Raw genomic sequence first — 12,737 nt, 5'->3', positions numbered from 1 at the left:
CAGACAATGACGCCGTGAAAACCTTCGCCGATCATTTGTTAACCTGGTTCGACCTGCACGGGCGACATGACCTGCCGTGGCAACAGCCAGCGACGCCCTACCGGGTCTGGGTCTCAGAAATCATGTTGCAGCAGACTCAGGTTGCGACTGTCATCCCCTACTACACCCGGTTCATGCAGTCGTATCCTGATATCGCGCGATTGGCGGCAGCACCCGTCGACGAGGTGTTGCATCACTGGTCGGGCCTCGGCTATTACGCTCGTTGCCGCAATCTGCACAAAACAGCGGTGACGGTTTGCGAGCAATACGGAGGAGAGTTTCCGCAACGCTTTGACGACGTCGTCGCGTTACCCGGTATCGGTCGGTCCACGGCTGGTGCGATTCTGGCGCTGTCGCGAGGCGAACGCCATGCGATTCTGGACGGCAACGTCAAGCGGGTATTGGCGCGTTATCACGCCATTGAGGGCTGGCCCGGCAGGACGGCCGTTGCGGCCGCGTTGTGGGACAAGGCAGAACAGCATACGCCGGAATCAAGGGTGGCCGACTATACCCAGGCGATCATGGATCTGGGTGCAACCTTGTGTACGCGCAGCCGACCACGCTGTGGTGATTGCCCGCTGGGTACGGAATGCCAGGCGTACGCCAGCGACTCGCAGGCTGACTACCCGGGGCGCAAACCGAAGCAGCGGCGACCGCAGAAGGCGACGGTCATGCTGCTCGCGCTGCACGGCAATGCGGTCTATCTGGAACGGCGTCCGCCCAGCGGGATCTGGGGTGGTTTGTGGAGCTTGCCGGAGGTAACGAGCGCCGCAGAAGTCGATGACTGGCTGCAGACGCGGCTCAATGTCCGCGCAAAAACCGTGGAACCCTGGCCGGTATTGCGCCACAGCTTCAGCCATTACGATCTCGATATTCAGCCGCTCACGGTGCGACTGTCGGACGTATCACGTACAGTGGCGGACCTGCCGGGCGCCTGGTACCCGCTGGATCAGCCGCTGAATGTCGGTCTGGCAGCACCGGTTAGCAAATTGCTGGCACAATTGACTATCACGCACTGAGAAGGTCCTGTTCGACATGTCACGAATCGTACACTGCATCCTGCTGAAAAAAGACGCTGAAGGCCTTGACTACGCACCGTACCCGGGCGATCTGGGCAAGCGCATCTATGACAACGTGAGCAAGGAAGCGTGGCAGCAATGGGTCGCGCACCAAACGATGCTCATCAACGAGTACCGCCTGACGCCGATAGAGCCGGAAGCGCGCAAGTTCATTGAAACCGAAATGGAGAAATTCTTTTTCGGCGAAGGTTCGGCCAAGCCGAAAGAATACGTGCCGAACGCCTGAGTCTCAGTCTCGAACGCAGTACTGAATGGAAAAGTACTCGCGCTCGTCCATCCAGACTGTGTGCACTGTGAAGCCTGCGCTGCTGGCAAGTTTACTGAAGCTTGCCAGCGTGTACTTGTGTGAATTTTCGGTGTGCAGCAATTCGCCCGCGGCGAATTCGAATCGACGGCCGCCAATCGTCACGGTTTGGGCCTTCAGGCTCTTCAGGTGCATCTCGATACGACTCTTGGTGCTGTTGTAGTGCGCCACATGTTCGAAGGCGTCGATGTCGAAGTTTGCGCCGAACTCGTTGTTCAGCCGCTGCAGCAAATTGAGATTGAAACTGGCGGTTATGCCGGCACTGTCATCGTAAGCACGTTCCAGAACCTCGACGCTTTTCTGCAGATCAACACCGATGAGCAGTGCGCCGCCCTCGCCTGCTTCCTGGTGCATGACTTCCAGCAGACTCTTCGCGTCTTCCGGTGAAAAATTGCCGATGGTCGAGCCGGGAAAGTAGATGATATTCCGCACGGGCGATATGACCGGGTTTGGCAAGGCAAACGGCTGGGTAAAATCCGCGGCAACCGGCAGAATTTCTATGTTCGGGAAATCAGCCGCCAGGCTTTCGGCCGACGCCAGCAAGTGCTCTTTGGATATATCGACCGGAACGTAGGCAGCTGGTCTGATCATGTGTTCCAGCAACAGGCGAATCTTCAGACTGGAACCGCTGCCAAACTCTATGAGGCTGGCTTCTGCGCCGATCAGTGCCACCATCTCGTGCACTTTGTCCTGCATGATCGACAGTTCCGTTTGTGTCGGGTAGTACTCCGGCAATTCGGTGATCTGTTCGAACAGCGACGAGCCCTTCTCGTCGTAAAAGAACTTCGGCGACAGTGTTTTTTGCGGGCGACTGAGCCCTTCCAGAATTTCTGCGAGATCGTCAGTGACTGTCGCGTCCTGCTCGGTCAGTTCAAGTGGTGGCGCATCTTGTGCCATGAGTGTTCCTTACGCCGGCACGGCGTTCTTGGCCAGCCGCAGGCCCAGAAACTGCCAGCGTGCATCGGGATAAAAAAAGCTGCGATAGCTTGCTCGCATATGCTCGCGTGATGTCACGCAGGAGCCGCCGCGCACGGTCATTTGGTTGCACATGAACTTGCCGTTGTATTCACCGAGCGAACCCGCCAGCGGTTTGAAGCCGGGGTATGCCGTGTACGGTGACGCGGTCCACTCCCAGACATCGCCAAAAAACTGTCCGTTTCCGGCGACCGGGTGCCAGACATTGTTGTCGAGAAAATTACCGTCGATCTCCCGCTGAGCGGCGGCAGTCTCCCACTCCGCTTCCAGTGGCAGTCGGGCGCCCGCCCAGCGTGCGTACGCATCGGCTTCGTAATAACTGATGTGTGTGACGGGCGCGTGAAGCTCAAGCGTCCGCTGGCCTGCCAGCGTGAATTCGTGTTCTAGGTCTTCGCTCCAGTACAGCGGGCGTTGCCAGTTGCGCTGACTGATCACGCTCCAGCCGTCCGACAACCACAGTGCTGGATTGCTGTACGCCCCGTCCCGAATGAAATCGCGATACTCGGCGTTGGTTACAAGACGGTTGGCGAGACTGTGTTCCTGTAACAGCACTCGGTGACGCGGTGTTTCGTTGTCGAAGCAGAACGCATCGTCACCGTTTGTGCCGATTTCCTGAATTCCGGCAGCACCGTCCTGCCAGGTCAGATCTGCGGCGCTTGCTTCAGGCGGTATCGTGAGCCCGGAGTTGACGGCCGGCAGCAACGGATTGCAGGAAAACACGTGCTTGATGTCGGTCAATAACAATTCCTGATGTTGCTGCTCGTGGTGCAGGCCGAGTGTCGTTCGCTGTACAAGCTCCGGATCGCCTGCACGGCGCATGATGAGTTCCTGCATCTGCTCATCGACATGTTGTCTGTACTGCCTGATCTCAGCCACCGTCGGTCGTGACAGCAAGCCGCGCTTGGGTCGGGCATACATCTGCCCCACGCTGAAATAGTATGAGTTGAACAGGTAATGAAACGATTCGTTGTAGCGGCGGTACTGCGAATCGAAATGCTCGAGTACGAACCGTTCGAAAAACCAGCTGACGTGCGCGAGGTGCCATTTTGTTGGGCTGACGTCTGGCATGCTTTGTACGACGAAGTCTTCCGGCACCAGTGTGCTGCACAGCCGTTCGGTCGTACGGCGGACTCTTTGATATCGCGCAAGCAAAGCTTCCGGGGTGTGGCGGCGGGAGGCGGCTTCCCTGTCTGGCAACATGGAAAAAGTCCTGATGGAAAGCGGCAAATCAGCGTAAGTGCTGCCCTGTTTATTGTCAAAGCAATGCCGCGCTGCGAGTAAGTCCTGAGACCGCAGATCGATTGAGCGGTTCAACGGCAAGCCTGAAGGCTGCAACCGGGCTCAGGCATCAGTGTTATTACTGGCCAACGAGCTGCAGTGCTGTCGTCTGGTCGCTGCGGATAAAAAGCCGGCAGCGCCAGGTGCAGGTAATGATGGCAATGTCAGTCTGTGGCAATGCACTGACTACCTGCACCTGGCGCGCCGGAGGCTGTGCAGGGGGGACTGCACGGAGTGTCCTTTGGCCGAGGGCGCGAAAGCCGGCTCGTCTGCAGAGCGCTTGTCTTGCTATTTCCAGGGTCGGCGCATGCTTGCCCGGAATCGTGCCGTGTACGTGAGCGCAGCCAGGGCAGCGTTCAGGCCCTTGTACTGCTGCTGTCCATTCTTGTGGGACAAACGGCCTGCCCTTCGCGAGCCGCTAATGTGGCTTAGAGCGCATTAGCCAGTATCGGGCGGGCCTGCACGAGAATGAGCACTTTTAAGTCTGATTATTCGCCCAACCGCTTGTAAGGCACTGTATTTCAAACCACCTGTACTAAAAAGTCGGTTCTATGGGAGCTTTAACTACGGTAATGCCGAAGGGTTTCCGGCAATCATTTCTTCGGCAATACCGAAGTAAATGGTCGATTAATGCGAAGTTCCTTTCAACGCCGACACCCTATAATCCACGCTGACCGACTGCGGAGAGCCGAATGATCAGCAAGAGTCTTAACTACAATCACCTGCATTATTTCTGGGTGGTTGCTAATTCCGATTCATTGCTAAGCGCATCGGCGATTCTGCATGTCACGCCGCAAACCATCAGTGGCCAGTTGCGCAAGCTGGAGGAGCGTATTGGTGAACGCCTGTTCACGCGCAGTGGCCGCGGGCTGGCGCTGACCGAAACCGGGCGGGTTGTGCAGGCTTACGCTGATCAGATGTTTCGCAAAGGCGAAGAGTTGCAGGAAGTGTTGCGCGACGGCGAGATTCGACGGCCAATCAGTTGCAACGCGGGTATCGCGATGGTGGTGCCGAAGTTGATTGCCTACCGAACGCTGGAACCGGTATTGAAGATGGAGCAGCCGGTACGCCTCCACTGCCATGAAGCGCCGGTGGACAGCCTGCTCGCCGATCTGGCAGTACACAAACTTGACTTGGTGCTAACTGACAGTCCGGTCAACAACAGCTACCCGGTCAAGGCCTACAACCATCTTCTTGGGGAATCGGGCTTGTCGTTCTTCGCTGCCCGCCGGTCCGTGGCCCAGTACCAGGGTCGTTTTCCACACAGCTTGCACCGCGCGGAGTTCTTGTTGCCGGCACGAACCTGTGCATTGCGCGACAGTCTCGCGCAATGGTTTGAGAGCAACAGCATTCAGCCGCGCACGGTCGCGGAATTCGAAGACAGTGCCCTGATGAACGCTTTTGGTGAAGCGAATACCGGTGTGTACGCGCTGCCCACGGCGATGGAGAGTGACATTTTGCAGCGCTACAAAGTGGGGGTTGTTGGCCGCACAACGGAAATAACGCAGAGCTTTTACCTGATATCTACTGAAAGAAGATTGCGTCACGCGGCGGTTGTTGCCATCAAGAAAGCGGCGGCGAGCAATCTGGCGTGGCTCAGTAAGACCTGAGAGCAGGAAGCGTTACGAGATCGGCAGTTCCGTGGTCTTGCGCACGGTACGAATGGCAACGCTGGAGTTCACCCGCGCAACGCCGGGCAGGCGCGTGAGTGACTCATTATGTACGCGCTCGAAATCGGCCATGTCTGAGACGACTATCCGCAACAAATAATCGAACTCGCCAGTCATCAGGTAGCACTCCATGACTTCCGGCAAATGCTGCACGGCTTCTTCGAAGGCGGCGAGTTCGCTCTGCTCTTCGCGGTTCAGCGCAATGTGGACGAAAACGTTGCCCGCCAGTCCTGCCTGCTTTTGGTTGAGCAGCGCGACGTAGCGTTCAATGAGTCCCTTCGCTTCCAGCGCCCGCACCCGTCGCAGGCAGGCCGATTCCGACAGGTTCACCATGCCTGCCAGAACGACGTTGCTGATCCGGCCGTCTTGCTGCAGGGCCTGCAAAATGGCGCGGTCATATCGGTCGAGGCTCATGGCAGAATCTTGCTCAAAAAGGGTCAGTATTGAAGAAATATGCCAGCAAATCCCCGATCTGTCACTGATACGGCAAGAAACTTGCTCATTGGGGGGCGTATATTGCGTGGCATAACAAAAAAACAGGGGAGGCTAGTAATGAAAATCGGCGTGCCAAAAGAAATCAAAGTTCTCGAATACCGCGTAGGCATGGTCCCGGCGGGTGTTGGAGAGCTTGTCCACGCTGGACACGAAGTCCTGGTCGAAACCGGTGCAGGGCTTGGAATCGGCATGACCGATGAAGATTACAAAGCGGCGGGTGCAACCGTCCTTGCGACCCCCGAAGAAATTTTCGCGGCGGCTGACATGATCGTCAAAGTGAAAGAGCCGCAATTACACGAATGCGCAATGTTGAAAAAAGGGCAGGTGTTGTTCACTTACCTGCACCTGGCAGCCGATCCGGCGCAGGCCGAGGCACTCGTTAAATCCGGCGCGACGGCTATTGCCTACGAGACCGTTACCGCCAAAGACGGTTCTCTTCCATTGCTAACCCCCATGAGCGAAGTCGCGGGTCGTTTGTCGATTCAGGCTGGCGCCTTTGCGCTGCAAAAGGCAAACGGCGGCCGCGGCGTGTTGCTCGGCGGCGTGCCGGGCGTTCCCCCGGCGAAAGTGTTGGTGGTCGGCGGCGGTGTTGCGGGTACGCACGCGGCGGAAATGGCCGTTGGCATGGGAGCCGATGTCACGGTGCTTGATCGTTCAGTGCCGCGCTTGCGTCAACTCGATACTATTTTTAGCGGCCGCGTGCACACGGTGTATTCCACCAAAGACGCGATGGACCGCCTTGTTCCTGAAGCCGACCTCGTCATCGGTGCGGTTTTGATTGCTGGTGCCGCGGCGCCGAAGCTGGTTACGCGGGAGCACGTCAAGGCGATGCGCCCTGGTGCTGTGCTGGTGGATATTTCCATCGATCAGGGCGGTTGCTTCGAAACCAGTCGTCCGACGACTCATGCTGAACCGACTTACCTCGTGGACGATGTTGTTCACTATTGCGTGACCAACATGCCGGGAGCTGTACCGCGCACATCGACCTTCGCTTTAACCAACGTGACTTTGCCCTTTGCCAAGGCCCTGGCCAATCACGGCTGGCGCGATGCGCTGCGGCGGGATCCGCACCTTGCGATGGGCCTGAATGTGCACAACGGGCACGTCAATTACGAAGCGGTGGCCAAGGAGCTGGGTTACCAGTATTTGTCTGCCGAAGACGCCTTGAAAGCGGGTTAATCGACCGCAGTTCAGGGATTACAGAAAGCTGCCTGATTCACCTCCCCCCTCTGAATCGGGCCAGTTTGAAGCCGGGCGCAAGCCCGGCTTTTTTTTTGACTGCCAGTTTTCCCGTTCGACGAGCCTGTCAACGCGCAGACAGGAGCCTGTCGATCAGCGCGTAAGCCTCGTCGCTGTCCGATTCCGCAAGCCAGAACAACGCCTGTTCGCGCAACTCGCGGTCCGCTGACTTGTCCTTGACGATTCTCACGAGGCTGGGGATACCTTGCCCGTCCGGTAGCTGCGACAACGCGAATATCGCGCTGTCCCGCACCTTGGCGCTGCGATCGTCTTGCAGCGCATGCAGGATGACGGTTTCACCGTCCTTGGCCCCGGTTTGCGCCAGCCAGAACCAGGCCTGACCACGGACCTCGGCGCTGGGGTCGGTCCGGCCTTGCCGAATGAGCAGCCCGGCCTTGTCGGAGGCGCTGGACTGCGCCAGTGAAAATGCCGCGTGCTCACGAAGATCGGCGCTCTGGTCCTCAAACATCACCTGCACCAGTGTGGCTTTGCCCTCGGCAATTCGCACCTGGCCCAGCCAGAACATTGCACGCCCGCGCACGTCCGGGTCCTGATCGTGCAACGCGAGGTCGCGAATAAACTCCAGGGATTCAGTGCCGCGGTGCATGCTGATAGCGGGCAGGGCGTCACTGTCGCCGTCACGGCGGGCATAGGTTTTCAGCCAGTTGAGGCTGTCGACAGGATTGACCAGGCCCAGGTCGTTGACCGGCTGCGTGGTTTCAACCGGGCAGGCCGGGCTCAACGGGCGGATGCGTTCCGCCTTGCCGTCAACGAGCAGTGCGTAAATCTGCAACTCGCCGGTTTCCGGCAGGTGATCATCAGTGTTGCTGTAGCCATGACGGCGGTCATCGAGTTGACAGGTACCGGGCACGGAGCGACCACCGTTCCAGTTGACGCAGCACCAGCTTGGCGAGTCGTCGGTGGCCGCTACTCGCCAGGTGTACCAGCCGTCAGCGGATGCAGTGGGCAGCGCGTTCACCTGCGTTGGCCAGAGGCTGACCAGCAAGCAGGCAAGGATCACCGTGCGCATCAGTCATCCTCCAGCGTGGCATCGATAATGTCCCACACGGCGTCACTGTCCATATGCACCAGCATCTGCAGTAACTCCCGTTTCTCAGCCGCATCGGTGCTTTCGCGGAACAGCAGGAGTACGCCCTCGTCGTAGCCGGAAATCAGCATTGCTTCGAGCGCGGCTTCTTTCAGGTCGTTGTTGTCGGTGTTGCGATAAACCTCCATGAAGGTTTGATTCGCGTCATCGTCACCGGCGATAGCGAGGCCCTCGAGTGCTTCGGCCTGGCGTACCGGGTCACTGCCGTCCATTGCAAACTCGCGCAGCGACTCGACATCGCCGGCTATAGCGTAGGCTTCAATCAGCACCTCGGACATGCCTTTCTTATTGCGCAGTGACCGCAGTTGTTCGGTAGCACGCATTGCACCTAGTGTTTCCACCGCCAGCTCGAATTCTTCGACATCCACTGCTGCCTCGGCGATGGCCAGCACAGCATCGGCATCGTCGGTAATCAAATACGCTTCCAGTACCGCTTCACGCATGTCCATGTCGCCGTCGCGGTACAGGTCCTTCAGCATTGCCAGTGCGCCAGGCTTGCCGCTGATGCCGATCATGCGCACCGCCTCTTCGCGCAACTCGCGGTTGTCGCTGCGGGCAACTTCAATCAGCAATTCCTGTGCTTCCTGGTTGTCGATCTGACTCAGGATGAACAGGGCATGTTCCTTCACCTCATCACTATCGTCGCCGCGCAGTACCCGGCTGACGAGGGGCAAGGCGCGCTCAGCTGGTGCGGTGATCAACGATTCGATTGCGACAATTTTTAGCTGTTCGGCTTCGCTTAAGGCATCGTCTCTGCCAAAAGCGACAGACGACAGGCCGATGATGATGCTCGCGCCGACTAACTGTTTAAATCTGTTCATAAGGGACTTCCTGAAAACTAGATGGACTCGGAACTATTGGACGGCGCTTGATTCATTTTGGTTAGCATCACGTTCAGTTCGAAGCTGAGTTTTGCCTGCAACCGGGCAGCTTCGGCTGGTGACAAGTCATCGGCCGAGAGACGGGCGAGAATGGGTTCGAAGGCCCGCAGCACGCGGGCAAGTTCGGGTGAGTCATTCTCTTTCGCGGCGCGCGCGAACAGGCGGTTTTGCTGAATGATGTGCATGATCAGCAGCTCACGCTCGGCGCTCGAATCAGCGGGCAGGCCGTTGATGTCCTGGCGGCTTTGCTGGAAATGTTCCTGTAAACCGCGGGTGAACGCGTTGCCTGCGCTGGTGTTCCCGACAAGATTGGCAACGGTTGGGCCGGGCTCGACGAAGTCGTCGTTCATCGGCGTGCTGCTGAAGTAGATGCCAATAGCAATGCCGACGACGAGCGTGGCGGCCAGCGCGGTCCCCCAGGCGAAAGAGGGCAGGTGGAAGCCGCTGGTTCTTGCAGGTACACGGTGGCGCTCCGCCGCTGCGGCGCGATCAATACTGTCGTGCCAGCGAGCGACCATGTATTCGGGTGGTTTCTCGATCACTTCTTCGGTCACGTCGTTCAGTTCGCGCTGCAAGGCCTCGTAGCGTTCGCGCAACGCCGGATCGGCAGCAAGTGCCGCCTCGACCGCCAGCCGCTCGGCGCGGCTCAGCCCGTCGGCGTAGTAATAGAGAATCAGCTGTTCGTCTTTCATGATGCGTTCCTCTCCAGCCCGCCCAAGCGGACCCGAAGTTTTTTTACTGCCCGGAAGATGGCCTGCTTGACGGTGCCCTCGTTGGTCTCGAGCGATTCCGCGATCTCTTTCAAGCGCCACTCTTCCATGTGCTTCAACAGGAAGCAGACCCGCTCGATCTCACTCAGGTGCGCACAGGCCTCGGTCAGAGTCTTCGCAAGTTCGATATTGGCTTTGGATTCTTCAGGCGATTCCTCCTCACTCTCGATATCCATATCCAGTGCCGTGAAACGTCCCGGCCGTTGCTTGCGGATAAGCTGCAGCGCCGAGTTGATGGCGATGCGGTGTATCCAGGTAGAAAGCTGCGCGCCCTGCTGGAACTGCTCGCGTTTGTTCCACGCGGACAGCAATGCGTCCTGCACCGCGTCTTCGGCCAGCTCGCGACTGCGGGTAATCCGCAGGCACGCGGCGAACCAGCGATCCGATCGACTCGAAATCGCCGCATGAAACTCCGCCTGCGTCGGCTTATTGCCGCGCTTCAGTACCGCTGCCATTGTTACTTGGATGTCCGGGTGACTGATTTTGTTAGCAATTATCACCCGTTGTGCCCGGAATGGAGGAATTCAGGCGCTATTCTTGACTGCAATCAGCAACATAGGTCTAATACCCCGCTCGATCCGGCCCCGGATCGAAACCTCGCAAAGCAAAAAGGCCTAGTGGGGGCCAGGTAGCTCAGTTGGTAGAGCAGCGGATTGAAAATCCGCGTGTCGGTGGTTCGATTCCGCCCCTGGCCACCACCAGGCCTTTTTGCGTTCTGAAACGAAGGCACGGGCCAGGTAGCGGGGCCGCGCAGCAGCAGGGTAGAGCAGCGGATTGAAAATCCGCGTGTCGGTGGTTCAACCGAGGCGCCCAGCGCCTACAGACGCACGAAGTGCGCCCGCAGGGCGAGCGCAGCGAGTCCATTCCGCCCCTGGCCACCACCAGGCCTATTTGCGTTTTGCAGTGAAGCCAAGGTCCAGGTAGTCGTGGCGCGCAGCGGCAGGGTAGAGCTGCAGACTGTGAGTCCGCGTGTCGGAGATTCAGCAGGGCGGCGCAGGCGAGACAGACTCACCGCGCCCGAACGGCGAACGAAGCGAATCCATTTCGCCTCTGACCACCTCTTGAGTTATTCCCGCGATGCCCGCCGGCAAGACAGGCATGGCGCGATCGAATCTGGCAATCCCGGTGCCTTGGGTGTCGTTGCTATGGATTGCATGCCAGTCTTTTTCAAGAAGTATGGAAGATTGAACTATACGCAGCTATCGTTGACGAAGAAGTTTCTTGTTCAAGGCCCGTCGAAACGAATCTGCCTATTCGTCGACGGGGCATTTCTGGAGAAATAAGTTTGAAAACGATTGCTGCACTACTTGCCTTTCTTGCACTAGCCCCTTTATCTCACGCTGATGAGCAATTTGATTTTGCGTCGTTAAATATTCCGGCAGACGGACGCATAGTCGTGCCCGTGGTTGAAGGTGAGTCACTAAGCGGCATTGCCGCAACGATCGACCAACGAACCAATGGTGCACTCGCGGTTGCGGCGGCGGAAGCGTCGTTTCTAGGCGAAGCGAATGCAACGGTGACACTCTACGGTGTCGCGCCTTATTCGCGCATAGATCTGATCGGTCTGGGGACAGAAACCGTTAGCCGCGCCGCTGCTGAGAATTTTGGTGGTACGGCCGCATCGTTGCTGGCGGAAACAAAAGGCGGCAGCGTGCAGATTCTCTGGGATGTTGCCAGCGCCGATCGGGACGCTACCGCAGCGCGTGTCGCCTTCGGTTATTTGCTCCGCAGCTACCGTTTCGATAAGTACCAGTCCGACAAGATTGATCCGGACACGCGCCCGGTTGTACGCCTCCTGAGTAACGACAACTCACAGGCGACCTTCGAGGGGGACCTTAAGCATCTTGCCGCCGGTGTTTTCTTCGCGCGGAACATGCCCTCGGAGCCCGCCAACGTTGTTTATCCACAGGTGTTCGTTGACAGGGCAAAGGAGCTGTTCAAAGGGCTCGACAACGTCAAAATCAAAGTGTTGGACGAGAAAGATCTGCAGCGGCTTGGCATGGGCGCGCATTGGGGCGTTGGCAAGGGCTCCTCACGCCCGCCCCGGCTATTAATCATTGAATACATGGCTGGGGGTGACAGCCCACCGGTTGTGCTCGCCGGCAAAGGAATTACCTTCGACACCGGCGGTATCTCGCTCAAGGGCAATGACGGCATGTGGGCCATGAAAGGCGATCTCGGCGGCGCAGGCGTTGTGACGGGTACCGTGCTGGCCGCAGCGCGTCGTGGCGCACCGGTCAATGTTGTTGCACTGGCTGCGCTTGCCGAAAATATGCCCTCGGGCACGGCAACCCGGCCTGGCGATATCCTGACGTCGATGTCCGGCATTACGATCGAGATCATTTCTACCGACGCCGAAGGGCGGCTGGTACTTGCCGATGCCGTGCATTACGGCCAGGTCACTTACAAGCCCAGCGTGTTGATTGACGTCGCAACGTTAACCGGGTCGGCAGGCCGGGCATTGGGTGATGATTACGCCGCAGTCTTCGGTCGTCACGATGACTTGATAGAACAACTCACCGAAGCATCCAACGTTGCAAACGAGGCGATTTGGCGTTTGCCGCTGGATGACTCGCACTTCAAGCAAATCAAATCCGAGTACGCCGACATCAAGAACAGCGGTGCGGGCAATCCCGGTGCCAGTGTCGGCGCGGCATTTATCGGTTCGTTCGTTGCCGAGGATCAGGCCTGGGCTCACTTCGATATCGCCGGTGTAGACCTGCTGGAGGAAGCCCGGCCGACCGTACCGAAGGGGTATTCAGGCTGGAGCGTGCGTGCGCTTGATGAGTATTTGCGTCGGCATCATCAACGGTAGGCATTATTCAAAATCGCAATAAGAATACGGGGTCAAATCGATTCGTCGAAAATGGGACGAATTGAGCTTGGAGCCGCGACTGCT

At 58.2% G+C, this 12,737-nt stretch carries 12 protein-coding genes and 2 tRNA genes; 7 read left to right on the top strand and 7 right to left on the bottom strand.

Annotation, left to right across the window (positions count from 1 at the left end; genetic code table 11):
• Positions 1–14 precede the first annotated feature (14 nt).
• Together mutY and BA177_RS17710 are read left to right on the top strand one after the other, a co-directional pair.
• Entirely contained in the window at positions 15–1,058 is a 1,044-nt protein-coding gene (gene mutY, locus BA177_RS17715; RefSeq protein WP_068619631.1) for an A/G-specific adenine glycosylase, read from the top strand.
• A 16-nt stretch (positions 1,059–1,074) separates the two neighbouring features.
• On the top strand, positions 1,075–1,344 hold the full coding sequence (locus BA177_RS17710) for an oxidative damage protection protein (protein WP_068618437.1): 270 nt from the start codon (positions 1,075–1,077) through the stop codon (positions 1,342–1,344).
• A gap of 3 nt (positions 1,345–1,347) precedes the next feature.
• Here BA177_RS17710 and egtD read toward each other — a convergent pair whose 3' ends face one another.
• Positions 1,348–2,319, bottom strand: coding sequence for an L-histidine N(alpha)-methyltransferase (egtD, locus tag BA177_RS17705; RefSeq protein ID WP_068618435.1), 972 nt, complete (start codon positions 2,317–2,319; stop codon positions 1,348–1,350).
• A 9-nt stretch (positions 2,320–2,328) separates the two neighbouring features.
• The gene (gene egtB / locus BA177_RS17700) at positions 2,329–3,597 is read right to left on the bottom strand and encodes an ergothioneine biosynthesis protein EgtB (RefSeq protein WP_068619629.1); all 1,269 of its coding nucleotides are present in this window, start codon (positions 3,595–3,597) and stop codon (positions 2,329–2,331) included.
• Positions 3,598–4,367: 770 nt separating this feature from the next.
• Between egtB and nhaR the strand changes: the two genes are divergently transcribed.
• Positions 4,368–5,285 carry a transcriptional activator NhaR gene (gene nhaR / locus BA177_RS17695; protein ID WP_068618433.1) on the top strand — a complete coding sequence of 306 codons (918 nt, stop codon included), beginning with the start codon at positions 4,368–4,370 and terminating at the stop codon, positions 5,283–5,285.
• Positions 5,286–5,297: 12 nt separating this feature from the next.
• On the opposite strand, the gene BA177_RS17690 is transcribed toward nhaR, so the two are convergent.
• Positions 5,298–5,759 (bottom strand): Lrp/AsnC family transcriptional regulator, encoded by a 462-nt coding sequence (locus BA177_RS17690; RefSeq protein WP_068618430.1) that lies wholly within the window; start codon positions 5,757–5,759, stop codon positions 5,298–5,300.
• 138 nt (positions 5,760–5,897) lie between these two features.
• Between BA177_RS17690 and ald the strand changes: the two genes are divergently transcribed.
• Positions 5,898–7,019 carry an alanine dehydrogenase gene (ald, locus tag BA177_RS17685; protein WP_068618429.1) on the top strand — a complete coding sequence of 374 codons (1,122 nt, stop codon included), beginning with the start codon at positions 5,898–5,900 and terminating at the stop codon, positions 7,017–7,019.
• 127 nt (positions 7,020–7,146) lie between these two features.
• Here ald and BA177_RS17680 read toward each other — a convergent pair whose 3' ends face one another.
• The 4 genes from BA177_RS17680 to BA177_RS17665 are packed head-to-tail and all read right to left on the bottom strand — an operon-like array spanning position 7,147 to position 10,293.
• A complete protein-coding gene (locus BA177_RS17680; protein ID WP_068618427.1) occupies positions 7,147–8,109 on the bottom strand; it encodes a HEAT repeat domain-containing protein in 963 nt (320 codons plus the stop codon).
• Positions 8,109–9,008: a HEAT repeat domain-containing protein gene (locus BA177_RS17675; protein ID WP_068618425.1), complete on the bottom strand. Its 900-nt coding sequence runs from the start codon at positions 9,006–9,008 to the stop codon at positions 8,109–8,111. Before BA177_RS17675 ends, BA177_RS17680 begins: the two co-directional genes overlap by 1 nt.
• A gap of 17 nt (positions 9,009–9,025) precedes the next feature.
• Positions 9,026–9,760, bottom strand: coding sequence for a hypothetical protein (locus BA177_RS17670; RefSeq protein ID WP_068618422.1), 735 nt, complete (start codon positions 9,758–9,760; stop codon positions 9,026–9,028).
• Entirely contained in the window at positions 9,757–10,293 is a 537-nt protein-coding gene (locus BA177_RS17665; RefSeq protein ID WP_068618419.1) for an RNA polymerase sigma factor, read from the bottom strand. The genes BA177_RS17670 and BA177_RS17665 overlap by 4 nt, the downstream gene beginning before the upstream one ends.
• 167 nt (positions 10,294–10,460) lie before the next feature.
• Between BA177_RS17665 and BA177_RS17660 the strand changes: the two genes are divergently transcribed.
• The 3 genes from BA177_RS17660 to BA177_RS17650 all read left to right on the top strand — a co-directional run bounded on the left by BA177_RS17660 (position 10,461) and on the right by BA177_RS17650 (position 12,653).
• A tRNA-Phe gene (locus BA177_RS17660) sits at positions 10,461–10,536 on the top strand.
• A gap of 33 nt (positions 10,537–10,569) precedes the next feature.
• A tRNA-Phe gene (locus BA177_RS18710) sits at positions 10,570–10,719 on the top strand.
• 404 nt (positions 10,720–11,123) lie between these two features.
• Complete coding sequence (locus BA177_RS17650; RefSeq protein WP_197493228.1) at positions 11,124–12,653, top strand: leucyl aminopeptidase; 1,530 nt, start codon at positions 11,124–11,126, stop codon at positions 12,651–12,653.
• The last annotated feature ends 84 nt before the right edge of the window (positions 12,654–12,737 follow it).

Source organism: Woeseia oceani, from assembly GCF_001677435.1.
Lineage (GTDB): Bacteria > Pseudomonadota > Gammaproteobacteria > Steroidobacterales > Woeseiaceae > Woeseia > Woeseia oceani.
This window is presented reverse-complemented; position numbering and strand designations above follow the sequence as displayed.

Coding starts and splice junctions, on each gene's coding strand:
- ald (WP_068618429.1), top strand. CDS start 5,898: ATGAAAATCGGCGTGCCAAAAGAAATCAAAGTTCTCGAATACCGCGTA.
- nhaR (WP_068618433.1), top strand. CDS start 4,368: ATGATCAGCAAGAGTCTTAACTACAATCACCTGCATTATTTCTGGGTG.
- egtB (WP_068619629.1), bottom strand. CDS start 3,597: ATGTTGCCAGACAGGGAAGCCGCCTCCCGCCGCCACACCCCGGAAGCT.
- BA177_RS17690 (WP_068618430.1), bottom strand. CDS start 5,759: ATGAGCCTCGACCGATATGACCGCGCCATTTTGCAGGCCCTGCAGCAA.
- BA177_RS17680 (WP_068618427.1), bottom strand. CDS start 8,109: ATGCGCACGGTGATCCTTGCCTGCTTGCTGGTCAGCCTCTGGCCAACG.
- BA177_RS17665 (WP_068618419.1), bottom strand. CDS start 10,293: ATGGCAGCGGTACTGAAGCGCGGCAATAAGCCGACGCAGGCGGAGTTT.
- BA177_RS17675 (WP_068618425.1), bottom strand. CDS start 9,008: ATGAACAGATTTAAACAGTTAGTCGGCGCGAGCATCATCATCGGCCTG.
- egtD (WP_068618435.1), bottom strand. CDS start 2,319: ATGGCACAAGATGCGCCACCACTTGAACTGACCGAGCAGGACGCGACA.
- BA177_RS17710 (WP_068618437.1), top strand. CDS start 1,075: ATGTCACGAATCGTACACTGCATCCTGCTGAAAAAAGACGCTGAAGGC.
- BA177_RS17670 (WP_068618422.1), bottom strand. CDS start 9,760: ATGAAAGACGAACAGCTGATTCTCTATTACTACGCCGACGGGCTGAGC.